General features: G+C 44.6%; 19 protein-coding genes and 1 other annotated feature. All 19 genes read left to right on the forward strand.

Annotated features, from left to right (window positions below):
• Positions 1-269: 269 nt before the first annotated feature.
• Positions 270-743, forward strand: a complete 474-nt coding sequence (locus D4T97_RS17630; RefSeq protein ID WP_126052097.1) for a glutathione peroxidase — start codon at positions 270-272, stop codon at positions 741-743.
• A gap of 178 nt (positions 744-921) precedes the next feature.
• Entirely contained in the window at positions 922-1,383 is a 462-nt protein-coding gene (locus D4T97_RS17635) for a CtsR family transcriptional regulator (RefSeq protein ID WP_126052224.1), read from the forward strand.
• Between the two features lie 20 nt (positions 1,384-1,403).
• Positions 1,404-1,946: a UvrB/UvrC motif-containing protein gene (locus tag D4T97_RS17640; protein ID WP_126052098.1), complete on the forward strand. Its 543-nt coding sequence runs from the start codon at positions 1,404-1,406 to the stop codon at positions 1,944-1,946.
• Positions 1,943-3,025 (forward strand): protein arginine kinase, encoded by a 1,083-nt coding sequence (locus D4T97_RS17645; protein ID WP_126052099.1) that lies wholly within the window; start codon positions 1,943-1,945, stop codon positions 3,023-3,025. The genes D4T97_RS17640 and D4T97_RS17645 overlap by 4 nt, the downstream gene beginning before the upstream one ends.
• Before the next feature lies 1 nt (position 3,026).
• The gene (gene clpC, locus D4T97_RS17650; protein WP_126052100.1) at positions 3,027-5,471 is read left to right on the forward strand and encodes an ATP-dependent protease ATP-binding subunit ClpC; all 2,445 of its coding nucleotides are present in this window, start codon (positions 3,027-3,029) and stop codon (positions 5,469-5,471) included.
• A gap of 305 nt (positions 5,472-5,776) precedes the next feature.
• A complete protein-coding gene (radA, locus tag D4T97_RS17655; protein WP_126052101.1) occupies positions 5,777-7,150 on the forward strand; it encodes a DNA repair protein RadA in 1,374 nt (457 codons plus the stop codon).
• Positions 7,151-7,356: 206 nt separating this feature from the next.
• Positions 7,357-8,457 (forward strand): PIN/TRAM domain-containing protein, encoded by a 1,101-nt coding sequence (locus D4T97_RS17660; RefSeq protein ID WP_126052102.1) that lies wholly within the window; start codon positions 7,357-7,359, stop codon positions 8,455-8,457.
• Positions 8,458-8,474: 17 nt separating this feature from the next.
• On the forward strand, positions 8,475-9,161 hold the full coding sequence (gene ispD, locus D4T97_RS17665) for a 2-C-methyl-D-erythritol 4-phosphate cytidylyltransferase (protein WP_126052103.1): 687 nt from the start codon (positions 8,475-8,477) through the stop codon (positions 9,159-9,161).
• Positions 9,162-9,182: 21 nt separating this feature from the next.
• Positions 9,183-9,665, forward strand: coding sequence for a 2-C-methyl-D-erythritol 2,4-cyclodiphosphate synthase (gene ispF / locus D4T97_RS17670; protein ID WP_126052104.1), 483 nt, complete (start codon positions 9,183-9,185; stop codon positions 9,663-9,665).
• A gap of 101 nt (positions 9,666-9,766) precedes the next feature.
• Positions 9,767-11,224 (forward strand): glutamate--tRNA ligase, encoded by a 1,458-nt coding sequence (gltX, locus tag D4T97_RS17675; RefSeq protein WP_126052105.1) that lies wholly within the window; start codon positions 9,767-9,769, stop codon positions 11,222-11,224.
• Between the two features lie 34 nt (positions 11,225-11,258).
• Positions 11,259-11,491, forward strand: a binding site (T-box leader).
• A 275-nt stretch (positions 11,492-11,766) separates the two neighbouring features.
• A complete protein-coding gene (cysE, locus tag D4T97_RS17680; RefSeq protein WP_126052106.1) occupies positions 11,767-12,420 on the forward strand; it encodes a serine O-acetyltransferase in 654 nt (217 codons plus the stop codon).
• Positions 12,417-13,814, forward strand: coding sequence for a cysteine--tRNA ligase (gene cysS / locus D4T97_RS17685; RefSeq protein ID WP_126052107.1), 1,398 nt, complete (start codon positions 12,417-12,419; stop codon positions 13,812-13,814). The genes cysE and cysS overlap by 4 nt, the downstream gene beginning before the upstream one ends.
• Entirely contained in the window at positions 13,811-14,239 is a 429-nt protein-coding gene (locus D4T97_RS17690; RefSeq protein WP_126052108.1) for a Mini-ribonuclease 3, read from the forward strand. Before cysS ends, D4T97_RS17690 begins: the two co-directional genes overlap by 4 nt.
• Positions 14,236-14,979 carry a 23S rRNA (guanosine(2251)-2'-O)-methyltransferase RlmB gene (gene rlmB, locus D4T97_RS17695; RefSeq protein ID WP_126052109.1) on the forward strand — a complete coding sequence of 248 codons (744 nt, stop codon included), beginning with the start codon at positions 14,236-14,238 and terminating at the stop codon, positions 14,977-14,979. Before D4T97_RS17690 ends, rlmB begins: the two co-directional genes overlap by 4 nt.
• A gap of 4 nt (positions 14,980-14,983) precedes the next feature.
• Positions 14,984-15,493, forward strand: a complete 510-nt coding sequence (locus tag D4T97_RS17700) for an NYN domain-containing protein (RefSeq protein WP_126052110.1) — start codon at positions 14,984-14,986, stop codon at positions 15,491-15,493.
• Positions 15,494-15,565: 72 nt separating this feature from the next.
• Positions 15,566-16,216 (forward strand): RNA polymerase sporulation sigma factor SigH, encoded by a 651-nt coding sequence (gene sigH, locus D4T97_RS17705; protein ID WP_126052111.1) that lies wholly within the window; start codon positions 15,566-15,568, stop codon positions 16,214-16,216.
• Between the two features lie 79 nt (positions 16,217-16,295).
• Positions 16,296-16,442 carry a 50S ribosomal protein L33 gene (gene rpmG, locus D4T97_RS17710; RefSeq protein ID WP_126052112.1) on the forward strand — a complete coding sequence of 49 codons (147 nt, stop codon included), beginning with the start codon at positions 16,296-16,298 and terminating at the stop codon, positions 16,440-16,442.
• Positions 16,443-16,489: 47 nt separating this feature from the next.
• The gene (gene secE, locus D4T97_RS17715) at positions 16,490-16,675 is read left to right on the forward strand and encodes a preprotein translocase subunit SecE (protein WP_126052113.1); all 186 of its coding nucleotides are present in this window, start codon (positions 16,490-16,492) and stop codon (positions 16,673-16,675) included.
• A 467-nt stretch (positions 16,676-17,142) separates the two neighbouring features.
• The gene (gene nusG / locus D4T97_RS17720) at positions 17,143-17,679 is read left to right on the forward strand and encodes a transcription termination/antitermination protein NusG (protein ID WP_126052114.1); all 537 of its coding nucleotides are present in this window, start codon (positions 17,143-17,145) and stop codon (positions 17,677-17,679) included.
• The last annotated feature ends 106 nt before the right edge of the window (positions 17,680-17,785 follow it).

Here is a 17,785-nt window from a genome sequence, read left to right on the forward strand (position 1 = left end):
GGCTTCCCCTTGTGAGAGCAGGACGTCGCCGGGCAAATGAAAAACATGGAGTCAATTGGCTTCATGTTTTTTTGTGTTTTGATGCAATACGATATTCGCGCAATTTTCGACGCAGAATATGTAATTAACCTTTCATCCCTTATACATACAATTTAGGGCTTGTCCGGTTTATCGATGATGTTGTCATACTATACCTAAGCCGAAAATCTTGTTTTCAGCAGCATGCTCTCCTAAAATAAAGTGAAACAACAAACGGTGGGGGAAGTTGTATGACAATTTATGAGTTTACGGTCCACACACCGGAGGGCCGAGAAGTCTCGTTAAAAGAATATGGAGGAAGGCCGCTGCTTATCGTTAATACAGCATCCAAATGCGGTTTTACACCACAGCTTAAAGAATTGCAGAAACTATACGATTTATACAAAGATAAAGGCTTTGTTATTCTCGGATTTCCCAGCAGTCAATTCATGAATCAGGAATTCGACAATATGCAACATACCCTTGATTTTTGTCGAGTGAATTACGGGGTGACTTTTCCAGTTTTCACTAAGACAACGGTTAAAGGTGAGGAAGCACATCCATTATTCAAGTTCTTAACTGAGTCTAAAAAAGGTTTATTGACCAACGAAATTAAATGGAATTTTACTAAATTCCTTATCAATCGACAAGGTCATGTTGTGAAAAGATATGCACCGCAAACAAATCCAACTAAGATTGAAAAAGACCTGAAAAAATTATTTTGATTCGAATATCCTGTAGCATTACAAGTCTTTGGACCCAATTTTGTTTCTCGAGTGTTGATTCGCTGAATGGATGGGTAAGATAAAAATAAAAACGTCCCGATTGCCAATGGAGTACTTAATTTTGTATAATATAAGTCAAATATAGTCAAAGTCAAGCGAGGTAAGGAGGTGCTTGATGATGCGGAATATATCCGATGTTATTGAAAATTACCTAAAAAAAGTTCTTGAGTTAAGTGAAAGTGAAATCGTTGAAATTAAAAGGAACGAAGTGGCGGATAAGTTTCAATGCGTCCCCTCTCAAATAAATTATGTAATAAATACCCGCTTCACCATGGAAAGGGGATACATGGTGGAAAGTAAACGGGGTGGTGGGGGCTATATTCGCATTTCAAAGGTAAAGCTGCATAATCAGGCTCATCTGATTGACCAATTGAAGGTTTTAATCGGACAAAAAATATCTCAAAGCAGAGCAGAAGATGTCATTGTGAGACTGTTGGAGGAAGGGATCATTGCCGAACGTGAAGCGAAGATCATGCTGAATGTCATTGATCGTTCTGTACTATATATAGATTTGCCGGATAGAGATGAATTAAGGGCCAGGATGCTTATAGCCATGCTGCGAACGTTAAAATATGATTAGGGAATTGGAGGAGGGCTTTGATGATTTGTCAGGAATGTAAAGAGAGGCCGGCCTCCCTGCATTTTACGAAGGTAGTGAATGGGGAGAAAACGGTTGTACAGTTATGCGAGAGATGTGCACAGGAAAAGGGTGAAATGTTTCTTCTTGAAGGGGGATCCGGTTTTTCAATCAATGATTTGCTGGCCGGTTTGCTGAACCCCTCTTTTCAAAATACGACTCCCCATTCGGCGCTTTCAAGCCAAATTGTCCAATGTGATGAATGCGGGATGACCTATCAACAATTTGCCAATGTCGGTCGCTTCGGATGTGCCAATTGTTACGACGCTTTCAAGGATCAGTTGATTCCTATTTTGAAAAGGCTGCACAGCGGCAATATTGTTCATGGGGGCAAGGTGCCGGACCGGATAGGCGGTTCATTGCATTTGAAAAAGAAGATTCAGGAATTGAAAGGCGAACTTGTATCTCTAATTGAGCAGGAAGAGTTTGAAAAAGCCGCAGAAGTTAGAGACCAAATCCGCTCCCTTGAAAAAAAATTGATTGAAGGGGAGGAGAAAGCGGAATGAGTCTCGAAAAGTTTCTTAATCAGGCTGTCAGTTCATGGATGAGTTCGAAAGGTCCCGATTCCGATATCATTCTCAGCTCCCGAATAAGATTAGCTAGAAATTTACGAAAGTTTAAGTTCCCTACTCTGTTTACTAACGATGAAGCAAGGGAAATAATTAGCAATATGAGAACTATTTTGGATCAAGAAGCTAACCGGGATTTTGGCCAGCTGGAGTTTTTGGAAATTGACGATTTAAAAGCTCTGGAAAAAAGGGTGCTGGTGGAAAAGCACTTGATCAGCCCTCGGTTAGCTGAACATGCTACACATGGAGCTGTTTTACTTTCGGAACAGGAAGATATAAGCATCATGATCAATGAAGAGGATCATATAAGGATCCAATGCCTGTTTCCGGGACTACAAATCAGTGAAGCGCTGGAACGGGCGAATGTCATTGATAATATCCTGGAAGAAAAGATTGATTATGCATTTGATGAACAGTTGGGATATTTAACAAGTTGTCCGACGAATGTCGGCACTGGGCTCCGTGCTTCCGTCATGGTTCACTTGCCCGCCCTTATCCTAACACATCAAATGAACCGCATTATTCCCGCAATTAACCAGCTGGGCCTTGTGGTTCGTGGCATTTACGGCGAAGGCAGCGAAGCCCTGGGGAATATTTTTCAAATATCCAATCAGATTACTCTCGGGAAATCGGAAGAGGATATCGTCGGCGATTTGGTCGGTGTCGTCCAGCAGATTGTCGCACAGGAAAGAGCAGCCCGGGAAGCATTAATAAAAACATCAAGTATACAATTAGAAAATAAAGTTTTCCGTTCCTATGGCATATTGGCCAACAGCAGGATCATCGAAACGAAAGAGGCCTCTGAATGTTTATCTGATGTAAGATTGGGCATAGATACAGGATACATTACCCATCTTTCCAGAAATATTTTAAATGAATTGATGATCTTAACACAGCCGGGATTTTTACAGCAATATGCAGGAGGGCCGCTTCGTCCTGTGGAACGGGATATCAAAAGAGCGGCATTAATCCGAGAAAGATTGAATCTAGAAGAGAGACGGACAGGAGGAGATTAGTATGATGTTTGGTCGTTTTACAGAGAGAGCTCAAAAGGTATTAGCCCTTTCACAAGAAGAGGCAGTCCGCCTGGGGCATGGCAATATCGGAACAGAGCACATTTTACTGGGCCTGGTTAGAGAAGGAGAAGGAATAGCGGCCAAAGCTTTATACGGACTCGGCCTGGGTCCTGAAAAAATTCAAAAAGAAGTAGAGAACTTGATTGGTCGAGGAAAAGACACATCACAAACGATCCATTATACGCCGCGTGCGAAAAAAGTGATTGAGTTGTCAATGGATGAAGCAAGAAAGCTGGGCCATTCATACGTTGGCACTGAACATATCCTGCTTGGGTTGATCCGTGAAGGAGAAGGTGTAGCTGCTAGAGTACTGAATAATCTGGGTGTCAGCCTGAACAAGGCCCGCCAGCAAGTACTCCAGCTCCTCGGAAGCAATGAAGCTAGCAGTCATGGCGGTGGGGCATCAGCCAGTGCTAATACTCCTACACTTGACAGCCTGGCAAGGGATTTGACAGCAATTGCGAGAGAGGGAAGCCTTGACCCGGTCATCGGCCGGAATAAGGAAATCCAACGGGTCATAGAAGTATTGAGCAGACGCACAAAGAATAATCCGGTTCTTATCGGTGAGCCGGGTGTCGGTAAGACTGCTATTGCAGAAGGACTTGCACAGCAAATCATCAATAATGAGGTTCCTGAAACGTTGCGCGACAAGCGGGTGATGACACTTGATATGGGGACTGTTGTGGCAGGCACCAAATACCGCGGTGAATTCGAAGACCGATTGAAAAAGGTCATGGATGAAATCAGGCAAGCGGGAAATATCATCCTCTTTATCGACGAACTTCATACATTGATCGGTGCAGGGGGAGCAGAAGGTGCTATTGACGCATCGAATATTTTAAAACCGTCGCTTGCCCGCGGAGAACTTCAATGTATCGGGGCTACGACATTGGATGAGTACCGCAAATATATTGAAAAAGACGCAGCACTTGAACGTCGCTTCCAGCCAATTCAGGTGGATGAGCCGACAGTGGAAGAATCTATCCAAATATTGGAGGGGCTTCGCGACCGCTATGAAGCGCATCACAGGGTATCTATTATAGACGAGGCGATTGAAGCCGCAGTAAAATTGGCAGACCGCTATATTTCCGACCGTTTCTTGCCTGACAAGGCAATTGATTTGATTGACGAGGCAGGATCAAAAGTAAGGCTTCGTTCGTATACTACACCACCGAATTTAAAAGAATTGGAACTAAAGCTTGAGTCCATCCGTAAAGAGAAGGATGCGGCAGTACAGAGCCAAGAATTTGAAAAAGCCGCCTCCTTAAGGGATTCAGAGCAAAAACTGCGCGAAGAGTTGGAAGAAACGAAGAAGACGTGGAAAGAAAAGCAGGGGCAGGAAAACACGGAAGTGACAGTAGAAGATATCGCCCAAGTCGTATCCAGCTGGACGGGTGTCCCAGTATCCAAACTTGCTTCGACAGAGACAGAAAGACTGTTGAAACTGGAAGAAATCCTGCACTCGCGGGTGATAGGCCAAGAGGAAGCCGTTAAATCAATTGCGAAGGCTGTTCGAAGAGCTAGAGCGGGGCTGAAAGATCCAAAACGCCCGATTGGTTCATTCATCTTCTTAGGCCCGACCGGCGTCGGGAAGACAGAACTTGCAAGGGCTCTTGCGGAATCCATGTTTGGGGACGAAGATGCGATCATCCGCCTTGATATGTCGGAGTATATGGAGAAACATTCAACGTCTCGCCTGGTCGGTTCGCCTCCGGGGTATGTCGGATTTGAAGAAGGCGGCCAGCTGACTGAAAAAGTCCGTCGCAAACCATATTCAGTCATTCTACTGGATGAAATTGAAAAAGCGCACCCTGATGTATTCAATATTTTGCTGCAGGTATTGGAGGATGGACGTTTGACCGATTCAAAGGGAAGAACGGTTGACTTCCGAAATACAGTTCTTATTTTGACTTCAAACGTTGGTGCCCAGGCGCTGCAGCGGAACAAATATGTAGGCTTTGCCATTCAAGATGGCGAACAGGACTATAAAGACATGAAGGGCCAAGTTATGGAAGAATTAAAGAAAGCATTCCGCCCAGAGTTTTTAAACAGGATTGATGAAATTATTGTCTTCCATGCACTTGAGAAGCCTCACTTGAAAGAAATAGCCTCACTGATGGCAAATCAGTTGATTTCACGCTTGAAGGAGCAGGATATGGAACTGGAGTTGACAGAGGCAGCAAAAGAGAAAATCACTGAGGAAGGATTCGATCCGGAATATGGAGCCCGTCCTCTCAGAAGAGCCATTCAGAAATTTATAGAGGACCGCCTCTCAGAAGAATTGCTGAAAGGAACAATCAAAATGGGCCAGCATGTAGTGGTAGATGTGGAAGACGGGGACTTTACAGTGAAAGTGAAAGAAAAAGAAGGATCTGCTATTTCCTAATATTTTGGGGTACATGGGGAACGGAGCCGTGTACCCCATCTTTGTTTGATTGTTTAGCTCCGAAGGACAGGAGCTCCAGAGGACATTGCGGCTAGAGCCTGCCGATTTACGGCGGCCAGCGCGCAAAGAGATATATGTTCCTGCGCCTATTTTATTCAAAGAAGTTTAGAACATCATAGCAAAGCTGCAAGAAGCTTACTCGAGGGATTGAAGCCACCCTTTAGCTGATGAACTGCCTCCTCGATGCTTGTAAAGGCTGACGAGGAGCTTGCGCTTGTCTATTGATAGGGGAGGATGCTAGTAGGATGGCGAAGAAAAAGACAAAATTTATGTGTCAAAGCTGCGGTTATGAGTCCCCGAAATGGATGGGACGCTGTCCCGGTTGCGGTGAATGGAATCAGATGGTCGAAGAGGTTGAGATCACGGGTAAAGGACGAAAAGGATCCTTGAGCCCTTCCTCTGATGAAGCCGGAGCTAAAGCAACGCCAATCACGACCATTGAAACAGAAAATGAGCCGAGAGTGGAAACAAAACTGAAAGAGTTCAACCGCGTCCTAGGCGGAGGCGTTGTACCCGGTTCTCTTGTTTTAATCGGAGGGGACCCGGGGATAGGAAAGTCGACATTGCTTTTACAAGTATCTTCCCAATTGGCCGGCACGGATAGAAAAGTACTTTATATTTCAGGGGAAGAATCTGTTAAACAGACGAAGCTAAGGGCGGACAGGCTTAATGTATCTTCACCCAGCCTCTATATTTATGCTGAAACGAATCTTGAATTTATTCACCAGACAATTTCAGATTTATCTCCGGATTTTGTAGTGGTCGACTCGATTCAAACCGTCTATCATCCTGAGGTAACCTCCGCACCGGGGAGTGTTTCACAAGTTCGTGAATGTACCGCTGAACTGATGAAGATTGCCAAAACGAAGGGAATTGCCATTTTTATCGTGGGACATGTTACAAAAGAAGGTGCCATAGCGGGTCCACGGCTTTTGGAGCATATGGTGGACACTGTTTTATACTTTGAAGGGGAACGGCATCATACGTATAGGATTTTGCGGGCGGTAAAAAACCGCTTCGGTTCCACAAATGAAATTGGCATTTTTGAAATGAAAGAATTCGGCCTGGATGAAGTTGAAAATCCATCAGAAATTTTTCTGGAAGAGCGGTCTAAGGGTACATCAGGCTCCACTGTCGTGGCGTCCATGGAAGGGACAAGGCCGGTGCTTGTAGAAATACAGGCGCTCATTTCACCAACGAGCTACGGTAATCCGCGCCGGATGGCAACTGGCATCGATCATAACCGTGTCTCACTTCTGATGGCTGTATTGGAAAAACGTGTCGGGCTCCTTTTACAAAATCAGGATGCCTATTTAAAAGTCGCCGGCGGGGTGAAGCTGGATGAACCGGCGATCGATTTGGCAATAGCTGTAAGTATTGCATCAAGCTTCCGCGACCAGCCGACAAGGCCTGCCGATTGTATCATCGGTGAAGTTGGATTGACCGGGGAAGTGCGCCGTGTTTCACGGATTGAGCAACGGGTGCAGGAAGCTGCAAAGTTGGGCTTTACGCGAGTGCTGATTCCGGACAGGAATATCGGTGGCTGGAAAGTGCCGGAAGGGATTCAATTGATCGGGGTGGCAACAGTTGAAGAAGCATTGCAGCAGGCTTTCAATTGATACGGTTTGAACGAAATTGTTACACAAGTGAAATGGACATTGCTGAAGGCATTTTGCTAAAGTAGTAGTGAGTGGTATATGGAGAAATTATACTAATATAGCGTTTTTTGTTTTTTATGACTTTAGTAGCGAATCTTTAATTAATCGATGTCAACATGTTTTTAAAGCCGGTAAATTGCTTATAATTAGAATAAGGAGGTGAGGGTATGTTAAAACGAATAGTTCAGGCGTGTTTTTTGCTGATCGGGGGAACATTAGGTGTTTTCTTTGTCCCTGAACTTTTAGTATTGGCTTCTCTTGATCAAATCGTTTTAATTAATAATCCGTTAGTAAATGCTCTTATAGGTGCTATTATATTTTATGTCATTACTTTTTGGGCGGTGGACCATGTTGTCAATTTTGTTAAGTGGTTTGAAGACCGCATTGTAAAGGCCCCTGTTTCAGATATTTTATTTGGAAGCCTCGGGCTGATATTCGGGCTCATTGTAGCCTTTTTGGCGGGCTTGGCCATCAACCAAACGGAACTTCCCATCGTGAATGAAGTCGTTCCGATACTATTGACATTGCTGCTTGGGTACCTTGGTTTTCAAGTCGGTTTTAAAAAGAAAGAAGAGTTAACGAGTTTCTTTTCTTTCAACCGAACAAACAAAAAGAAAGAAGAGGCGGAAGAAGCCAATGAGGAGTACAAATATTCTTCGAGAAGGCTGAAAATCCTCGATACGAGCGTCATTATTGACGGAAGAATCGCCGATATATGCCAGACAGGGTTCTTGGATGGCGTTCTTGTCATACCTCATTTTGTGCTTGCAGAACTGCAGCATATCGCAGATTCTTCCGATGCCTTGAAGCGGAACCGTGGACGGCGCGGACTTGACACATTAAACCGCATTCAAAAAGAAGTCAATATTGAAGTTGAAATGTACGAAGGGGATTTCGAAGACGTCCAGGAAGTGGACAGCAAGCTTGTCAAGCTGGCCAAACTGATGAATGGAACAGTTGTCACGAACGATTTTAACTTGAATAAAGTGTGTGAAATCCAGGATATCCCGGTCTTAAATATCAATGACCTTGCTAATGCCGTTAAGCCGGTTGTCCTTCCTGGTGAAGAGTTGAATGTCCAGGTCATTAAAGATGGAAAAGAATACAACCAGGGCGTTGCCTACTTAGATGACGGAACAATGATTGTTGTTGAAGAGGGACGAGAATACATTGGCAAGAGGATCGATGTCATTGTTACAAGCGTACTGCAGACATCTGCTGGCCGGATGATATTTGCCAAGCCTAAATTACTCGAAAAAGCTTTATAGGGACAGGAGAATTTCAGTTGGACTATCAGGTGATCATTCCTGCTGCAGGAGCGGGAAAAAGAATGGGAGCAGGGCGTAATAAGTTATTCATTGAAGTTGATAGTCGGCCCGTCATCCTGCAAACACTGGATGTATTTGCAGCCGATGATAATTGTGAGAAGATTATATTGACGATCCAGCCAAACGATGAAAGTCAGTTTAGGGATATAGTGGCTAGTCACCCGGGCAAAGAAAAGATTGAATTTGTTTATGGCGGTGACGAGCGCCAGTATAGTGTTTATAACGGATTGAAAGCAGCGGGCGGGCGGATCATCCTTGTTCATGACGGCGCCCGCCCTTTTATCCGCCGGCACACAATCAGCCGGCTTGTTCAGGCTGCGCATGACCATGGCGCTGCTATAGCGGCTGTCCCGGTGAAGGATACTATTAAAAGGGCGGATCGTGACAAAGTGGTTGAAACGGTCGATCGATCGGGCTTGTGGCAAATTCAAACTCCACAAGCTTTTCGTTTGCCAATTTTAATGAATGCCCATGAGCAGGCGAAAGAGCAGCAGTATTTAGGGACAGATGAAGCTTCCTTAGTAGAAAGGATGGGCCTGCCCGTTATGATCATAGAAAGTGATTACGATAATATAAAATTGACGACTCCCGAAGATTTATACTTTGCAGAGGCCATTTTGGCAAAAAGAAGAAACTTGGGATGAGTGAAGGGGAGCAAGATACATATGTTCAGAGTTGGACAAGGGTTTGACGTACATGAGTTTGCAGAAGGGCGGCCGCTTATTTTGGGCGGTATCCATGTTCCTCATGATAGAGGACTTATAGGGCATTCTGATGCGGATGTCCTGCTTCATACGGTTGCGGACGCTTGCCTGGGGGCGATTGGTGAAGGCGATATTGGACGGCATTTTCCTGACACGGACATGGCTAATAAAGATTTGGATTCTGCACGTCTACTTACATATGTGTGGCAGCTTGTAAAAGAAAGAGGCTATAAGTTGGTAAACGCTGATTGCACAATCATGGCCCAAAAGCCAAAAATGGCTCCGTATATCGAACAAATAAGAGCACGGATTGCTGAGCTGCTTGAAGCTGACAAGGATCAAATAAATGTTAAGGCAACGACAACTGAGCGTCTTGGCTTTGTCGGCCGGGAAGAAGGAATAGCAGCACAGGCGGTCGTTTTAATCGCAAAATCGGATGAATAAAGTTCGGTTACTTTTAAGAATGCTGGTCTTGTTGTAAAATAAGACGAGAGCTAGCTATTTTTTAAAAAAATAGCTATGTAAATTTGAGGAGGCATTTACACATGTCAAATGACATACGGGTACGCTATGCGCCAAGCCCTACAGGGCATCTTCATATCGGAAATGCACGTACCGCATTATTCAACTATCTATTTGCCCGCAATAAAGGCGGAAAATTTATTATCAGAATTGAAGATACGGATCAAAAGCGGAATATAGAGGGCGGGGAAGAAAGCCAGCTGACCTATTTGAAATGGCTCGGCATCGATTGGGATGAGAGCATCGACAAAGACGGCGGCTACGGTCCTTACCGCCAATCCGAACGAAATGACATCTACCAAAAATATTATAATCAGCTTTTGGAAAGCGGTCAGGCTTATAAATGCTACTGTACACCGGAAGAGTTGGAAGCCGAAAGGGAAGCACAGATAGCCCGCAAGGAAATGCCACGCTACTCCGGAAAGTGCCGCCATTTAACGGCGGAAGATCAGCAAAAGCTCGAAGCGGAAGGCCGGGAGCCGAGTGTCAGATTCAAAGTTCCTGCTGGAAGGATCTTTGCGTTTAATGACATGGTCAAAAATGAAGTTTCGTTTGAGTCTGATGGGATTGGCGACTTTGTTATTGTTAAAAAAGACGGTGTACCGACTTATAACTTTGCTGTGGCCGTTGACGACCATTTAATGGAAATCAGTCATGTCTTACGCGGAGATGACCACATCTCCAATACGCCGAAGCAGCTGATGGTCTATGATGCTTTTGGTTGGGAGCCTCCGGTATTCGGCCACATGACGCTCATAGTCAATGAAAGCCGCAGAAAGCTCAGTAAACGGGATGAGTCAATCATTCAGTTTATCGAGCAGTATGCGGATCTAGGGTATATTCCTGAAGCTTTATTTAACTTCATTACTCTGCTCGGATGGTCGCCGGAAGGGGAAGAAGAAATCTTTTCTAAACAAGAATTAATCGACATTTTTGACGCCAACCGCTTGTCGAAGTCTCCAGCTTTGTTCGACAAACAGAAGTTGGCATGGACGAATAATCAGTACATGAAAAAGCAGGATTTGGTTACGGTTGTCGAACTAGCCCTTCCACATTTGAAAAAAGCAGGCTTGGTCTCCGAAGAGCTGACATCTGAGGAAGAAAAATGGACGCGGAGCCTTATCGCTCTGTACCAGGATCAGATGAGCTACGGAGCGGAAATTGTCGAGTTGTCCAAACAGTTCTTTCAGGATAATATTGACTTCACCGATGAGGAAAAAGCTGTTTTAGAGGAAGAACAGGTGCCGGAAGTGCTTCAGGCATTTTATAATCAAGTGTCTGATTTGGAGCCATTTGAAGCGGCTGAAATTAAAAAAGCCATGAAAACTGTCCAAAAAGAAACCGGACATAAAGGCAAAAAACTTTTCATGCCAATCAGAGTTGCTGTAACAGGCGAAATGAGAGGTCCAGAGCTACCAAATGCGATTGAATTGTTAGGGAAAGAAAAAGTAAAACTGCGTCTAGAGCGTCTAATTCGTTAACAAAAAGAACAAAATGTAATATATTATATTCATAGTAAAAGCAATGATGGGGAAAAGTAGAGAATCGATGCTGATCAGAGAGAACCGCCGCCGGCTGAGAGCGGTTTGAGCCACTCGATTTTTGAACATGCACCCCGGAGCCTTGTGTTGAACGGCTGCCGCCAACTAAACGCAAGCGGGCACCTTCCGTTACAAAGGCCAAGTTGGGGTGTGAGAAGTTGTTTATGCACCCAACCAGAGTGGAACCGCGCCGTAAGCGTCTCTGTTACAGAGGCGCTTTTTGTGTTTTTGTAAGAAAAGCGGAGGCGCTCGTTTAGCGACGTACAAACTGGAGCACTCCGCAATGAGATAAAGGAAACACGGCGACGAAGGAGCCGATGTTGACTTATCGTAGAGCTCTGAACCCACTTGCTTGAAAAAGCATCCACGCGCAGAAAAAACAGAGAACATCGTTTAGCTGTCTACAGATAGCAGGTTTGTTGATACGTTGTAGCTGGACATTCATTCGGTTTGATTTTTAAAAATTGAGAGGAGTGATTACATTGTTCAAACGAATGAAGGAAGATATTGACACGGTGTTTGACCAGGACCCGGCTGCCCGCACAAGTATTGAAGTCATCCTAACCTATTCCGGCTTGCATGCCATTTGGGCCCACAGAGTGGCACATGCATTATTTAAAAGAAAGATGTTCTTTTTAGCGAGATTGATTTCGCAGATCAACCGCTTCTTTACAGGAATTGAAATTCACCCGGGGGCGAAAATCGGCCGGCGTTTCTTTATTGACCACGGAATGGGGGTCGTGATTGGGGAAACCTGCGAAATTGGAGACGGTGTTACTGTCTATCAAGGAGTGACACTTGGAGGAACCGGGAAGGAAAAAGGAAAGCGGCATCCGACCATCAAGGACAATGCTTTGATTGCCACCGGTGCGAAGGTCCTCGGCAACATCACCATTGGGGAAAACTCAAAAGTCGGCGGAGGCTCGGTCGTTTTAAAAGACGTCCCTCCCAATTCGACAGTTGTTGGAATCCCCGGCCGGGTTGTCATAAGAGATGGAGTGAAGGTTAGGAAGGATCTTAACCACAGCGATCTGCCGGATCCGATTTCGGATAAACTGGCCACTATGGAGCAAGAAATTGCACGCTTGAATATTGAACTTTCAGCTATGAAAAAAGAGAGGAGTCATTCAGGATGACAATCAAGATTTATAATACATTGACACGGAAAAAAGAGACGTTCGTGCCGCTCGAGGACGGAAAGGTAAAGATGTATGTCTGCGGACCGACTGTCTATAACTATATCCATATAGGCAATGCCCGCCCAGCGATAGTATTTGACACAGTCCGCCGCTATTTGGAATACAGGGATTACAATGTCCACTATGTCTCCAATTTCACTGATGTGGACGATAAAATCATCAATGCAGCCAAAGAGCTCCAGACGGATGCACTCTCGGTTGCCAACCGGTTTGTGGATGCCTTTTTCGAAGATGTTCTTGCACTGGGGTGCAAAAAAGCAGATGATCATCCACGTGTGACAGAAAACATTGATGTCATCATTGAATTTGTTGAGGCACTCATTGAAAAAGGGTATGCCTATGAATCGGGTGGAGACGTTTATTACCGTACTAGGAAGTTTGACGGGTATGGAAAGCTGTCACACCAATCAATTAATGATTTAAAAGTGGGTGCTCGCATCCAGCCTGGCGAATTAAAGGAAGATTCGCTTGATTTTGCTCTTTGGAAAGCGGCCAAAGAAGGGGAGATCTCCTGGGATAGTCCTTGGGGTAAAGGCCGCCCTGGCTGGCATATCGAATGTTCCGCAATGGCAAGGGAGTATCTCGGTGATACGATCGATATCCATGCAGGCGGGCAGGATTTGACCTTCCCGCATCATGAAAATGAAATCGCCCAATCCGAAGCTATGACCGGTAAAACTTTTGCTCGATACTGGATGCATAACGGCTATATTAATATCGATAATGAGAAAATGTCTAAATCACTAGGGAACTTTGTTTTGGTGAATGATATCATCAAGCAAGTCGACCCGCAGGTCCTCAGATTCTTCATGCTTTCTGTCCATTATCGGAATCCGATCAACTATTCGGAACATCTTGTGTCGGATGCAGGTGCTGGCCTTGAAAGACTGAAGACATCCTACCAGAACTTGAAACACCGTCTGGAAACAAGTGCCGACTTGGCGGATGACGGAAAAGAGTGGACGGATAAAATCAACGAGCTGCACCAGGAGTTTTTAGACAAAATGGATGATGATTTCAATACAGCGGACGGCATTTCCGTGTTGTTTGAATTGGCAAGACAGGCAAATTATTATTTGATGGAAAAAAATACATCTGTTGCTGTTATTCAGGCATTTATGAAGGAATTTGAAGAATTGTTCCCTGTTTTGGGACTTGCGCTTGAAGCGGAAGAGCTGCTGGATGATGAAATCGAACAGCTTATCGAGCAACGCAACCAAGCGAGGCGGGACCGTAACTTCCAGTTGGCAGATGAAATTCGTGACAAGTTGAAGGATATGAATATCATCCTGGAAGATACTGCACAAGGAACCAGATGGAAGCGGGGATGAGCCACATGAAACTTCCGCCGAAAGTGGAATACAGACAATTGAACAGTTTGGCGCTCGCGTACATGGGGGATGCCGTTTATGATGTGTATATCCGTGGCCGTTTGTTAGAAAGTGGAAAAACGAGACCGAACAAACTTCATGTGGAAGCCACCCGCTACGTCTCCGCGAAAGCTCAGGCGGCTGCTTTAAAAGAAATGATAGATGGCGGCTTTTTATCGGAACAAGAGCTGGAGGTCGCCAGGCGGGGAAGAAATGCCAAATCAGGGACGGTCCCCAAAAACACTGATGTTCAAACATACAGGCACAGTACAGCGTTGGAAGCATTGATTGGCTGGCTGTATTTGGCGAATGAGCATAAACGTATGGAAGAATTGATAGAGCAGGCAATAGCCGTCATAGAAAAAGAAAGAGGAGTGATATCATGAGCCAGCAATGGATTGCAGGAAAAAACCCTGTATTGGAAGCGCTCAGGTCCGAAAGAGACATCCATAAAATCTTGATTGCCGAAGGATCTCAAAAGGGGCAAATGCAAGCTGTCATTAAGCTGGCAAAAGAAAAAAGGGTCCAGGTGCAATATGTCCCGAAGCAAAAAATTGACCAGATGACGAAAGAGAACCATCAAGGAGTCATTGCTGAAGTTGCTGCTTATCGATACGCTGATATGGAAGACCTTTTTGAGCATGCGGCTTCTAAGGGTGAAGATCCTTTCTTTCTTATCCTTGATGAGCTGGAGGATCCCCATAATCTCGGCTCTATTTTAAGGACGGCGGATGCAGCCGGAGTCCATGGAATCATCATTCCGAAAAGGCGGGCTGTCGGACTGACATCAACGGTAGCGAAACTGTCGACCGGCGCTATCGAACATATACCTGTTGCCCGTGTTACAAATCTTGCAAGAACGATTGACCAGTTAAAAGAACGGGGTATATGGATATTCGGAACGGATGCTGAACAAAGCTCCGACTATCGCAATATGGACGCTTCCCTTCCCCTTGCCGTTGTCATCGGCAGTGAAGGAAGAGGAATGAGCCGCCTGATTAAAGAAAAGTGCGACTTCCGCATCCATTTACCGATGGCTGGGCATGTGACCTCATTAAATGCTTCCGTAGCGGCCGCTCTCTTGATGTACGAGGTGTACCGCAAGCGCCAGCCACTCGAGAGGTGAGCGGATGGATATCCTTATTGTCGACGGCTACAACATGATCGGTGCCTGGCCTGAGCTTGTTCAACTGAAGCAAAAGGATCTGGCGGCGGCCAGGGACCGGCTTATTGAAATATTAGCGGAGTACCAGGGGTTTACGGGATTCAAAGTGATCATTGTTTTTGATGCCTATGGTGTAAAAGGGATTGAAAAGAGGTACCGGCAGCACAGGGTTGAGGTGATTTACACAAAGTTGGAGGAAACCGCCGATGAGCGTATTGAAAAGTTGGCTAATGAACTGAATAGCCGTACAACTCAAATTTATGTGGCGACCTCCGATTTTACTGAACAATGGGCAATTTTTGGCCAAGGAGCTTTAAGAATATCAGCTCGGGAATTGTTGGAAGAAGTGGCAGATACAGACCGGAGAATTGAAAAGCGAGTCGAAAAAACGCAGGAAAAGGCCCCTTTGCGAAAGATAGATTTAAGCCAAGATTTGACAGAAATCTTCGAAAAGTGGAGACGGGGAAAAAAATGAGCAGTTGACGTTAGAAAATTCTGTCATGTATAATAATTCTATCGACGGTTTTATCAGGAGCGGGGGATCAGAGTGATTTCATACATTAAACTAGATAAAGACACAGCTTTTGACTTGCTGGAAGATGAAGCGCTGATTGAACTGGTACACAAAGGTAATAGTGAAGCACTTGATTATCTAATCAAAAAATACCGTAATTTCGTAAGGGCAAAAGCCCGGTCCTATTTTCTGATCGGAGCAGACAACGAAGATATTGTGCAAGAAGGCATGATTGGACTTTATAAAGCAATCCGCGATTTTAGGGAAGAGAAACTCGCCTCATTCAAAGCTTTTGCGGAACTTTGCATTACGAGACAAATCATAACCGCTATCAAAACAGCTACCCGTCAAAAACATATTCCACTTAACTCATATGTTTCCTTGGACAAGCCTATTTATGACGAAGAATCAGACAGGACTCTCATGGATGTCATCTCCGGTGCAAAAATCATGGACCCGGAGGAACTTCTTATTCACAGAGAACGGTTTAATAGTATAGAAGATAAAATGACAGAGCTTTTGAGTGATTTGGAAAGGAAGGTGCTGGCACTCTATTTGGATGGACGCACTTATCAGGAAATTTCCGAGGAGCTTGACCGGCATGTAAAATCAATCGACAATGCTCTTCAAAGGGTAAAAAGGAAGCTGGAGCGCTATCTGGAATTGCGTGAAATCAACTTCTGAAGGCCTGCGCCATATTGACAGTCCATGGCTTTTCATGGTATTTTTTATAGGATATGTCGATATATAAGGTGCGGTTGTGATGAAGAACAAAATTATTTGGGCTTGCAGTGATTGCGGTTCCAGAAATTATACGACTGATAATAGAGAAAAAACATCCCTGCGATTGGAAATAAAGAAGTATTGTAAAACATGCAATGCACATACAGTTCATAAGCAAACAAAGTAATTCCAGACTGAAAGTCCGTTTCATTTATGGATGTTGGAGGTTCGATTATGTCAAGCATAACTCAATTTTTCCGTAACGTCGGCTCGGAAATGAGAAAGGTGAGCTGGCCTAAGCGGAAAGAACTTGTAGGATACACACTAACGGTTGTCACAACAGTCGTGATTCTCGCTCTATTTTTTGCGCTTATCGATCAAGGGATTTCTAGATCCCTCAGGTTTATACTAGATCTATAAAACAACTAACTTTTAAAGATAAACTTGTATATATCCTTGCTGGTCATGGTATAATATAACAACAATAAAAAAATAGTGCCGCATTTACAAAAGCCCGATTAACGGGTTTTTTGATTTGGTTTAAAGAAAAGCGAAAGCGCCCGTTTAGCGACGTACAAACTGGAGCGCTCCGCAATGAGATAAAGGAAACACGGCGACGAAGGAGCCGATGTTGACTTATCGTAGTGAAGGAGTGTGAAGTTTGCTAGTCGCTGGGCGCTGCGGCTAGACATGAAAGAAAAGCGGAAGGCGGCTGGTTAGGGGCGACAAGCGCTGGCCGTCACCTAGCGCCCGCATCCTGCGGCGCCGGCGGCACTAGGATTCCTGTACGTCGTAGCTGGAAAGTAATTTTGTCTAATAATATACACTTCCATTTATTTTTAAAAAAACAGATTGGATAGGGAGGGAAGGACGCTAAGTCCTGCTCAATGGAAAAGAATTGGTACGTTGTCCACACATATTCCGGATATGAGAACAAGGTGAAGGCGAATCTCGAAAGAAGAGTAGAGTCCATGGGAATGCAAGATAAGATTTTTCGAGTGATTGTCCCGGAAGACGAAGAAACAGCGATGAAAAACGGAAAGAAAAAAACTGTGAAGAAAAAGGTTTTTCCCGGATATGTATTAGTGGAAATCATCATGACAGATGATTCTTGGTACGTTGTAAGGAATACACCGGGAGTAACTGGGTTTGTAGGCTCGGCAGGCTCCGGTTCTAAACCGACTCCGCTTCTACCGGAAGAGATCAATTATATTTTAAGAAGAATGGGTATGGAAAAGACTCCTGTCGACGTTCAATTTGAAACGGGCGAGTCAGTGACGGTGAAAGAAGGTCCGTTTACGGATTACACGGGTAAGATTGAATCTATTGATGTGGACAAAGGGAAAGCCAGGGTGCTCGTCAATATGTTCGGACGAGAGACACCGGTAGAATTGGACTTTACGCAAATTGAAAAAATCAATTAAAACAACTTGAATTTTGACAAGAAAAATGATAATATCTTTTAGGTTAGCTCTCGTAAGAGACGTTATGCTAGATGAGTGGGAGGGGAAACCCCTATTACCACATCAC

The sequence above is a fragment of the Siminovitchia acidinfaciens genome, from assembly GCF_003605385.1.
Lineage (GTDB): Bacteria > Bacillota > Bacilli > Bacillales > Bacillaceae_C > Siminovitchia > Siminovitchia acidinfaciens.

Bases quoted from the DNA above. Each gene is read 5' to 3' on its own strand.
- radA (WP_126052101.1), top strand. From the start codon at position 5,777: ATGGCGAAGAAAAAGACAAAATTTATGTGTCAAAGCTGCGGTTATGAG.
- D4T97_RS17700 (WP_126052110.1), top strand. From the start codon at position 14,984: ATGGATATCCTTATTGTCGACGGCTACAACATGATCGGTGCCTGGCCT.
- rpmG (WP_126052112.1), top strand. From the start codon at position 16,296: ATGAAGAACAAAATTATTTGGGCTTGCAGTGATTGCGGTTCCAGAAAT.
- D4T97_RS17640 (WP_126052098.1), top strand. From the start codon at position 1,404: ATGATTTGTCAGGAATGTAAAGAGAGGCCGGCCTCCCTGCATTTTACG.
- ispF (WP_126052104.1), top strand. From the start codon at position 9,183: ATGTTCAGAGTTGGACAAGGGTTTGACGTACATGAGTTTGCAGAAGGG.
- cysS (WP_126052107.1), top strand. From the start codon at position 12,417: ATGACAATCAAGATTTATAATACATTGACACGGAAAAAAGAGACGTTC.
- D4T97_RS17645 (WP_126052099.1), top strand. From the start codon at position 1,943: ATGAGTCTCGAAAAGTTTCTTAATCAGGCTGTCAGTTCATGGATGAGT.
- D4T97_RS17630 (WP_126052097.1), top strand. From the start codon at position 270: ATGACAATTTATGAGTTTACGGTCCACACACCGGAGGGCCGAGAAGTC.
- clpC (WP_126052100.1), top strand. From the start codon at position 3,027: ATGATGTTTGGTCGTTTTACAGAGAGAGCTCAAAAGGTATTAGCCCTT.
- D4T97_RS17690 (WP_126052108.1), top strand. From the start codon at position 13,811: ATGAGCCACATGAAACTTCCGCCGAAAGTGGAATACAGACAATTGAAC.
- rlmB (WP_126052109.1), top strand. From the start codon at position 14,236: ATGAGCCAGCAATGGATTGCAGGAAAAAACCCTGTATTGGAAGCGCTC.
- D4T97_RS17660 (WP_126052102.1), top strand. From the start codon at position 7,357: ATGTTAAAACGAATAGTTCAGGCGTGTTTTTTGCTGATCGGGGGAACA.
- gltX (WP_126052105.1), top strand. From the start codon at position 9,767: ATGTCAAATGACATACGGGTACGCTATGCGCCAAGCCCTACAGGGCAT.
- D4T97_RS17635 (WP_126052224.1), top strand. From the start codon at position 922: ATGCGGAATATATCCGATGTTATTGAAAATTACCTAAAAAAAGTTCTT.
- nusG (WP_126052114.1), top strand. From the start codon at position 17,143: ATGGAAAAGAATTGGTACGTTGTCCACACATATTCCGGATATGAGAAC.
- secE (WP_126052113.1), top strand. From the start codon at position 16,490: ATGTCAAGCATAACTCAATTTTTCCGTAACGTCGGCTCGGAAATGAGA.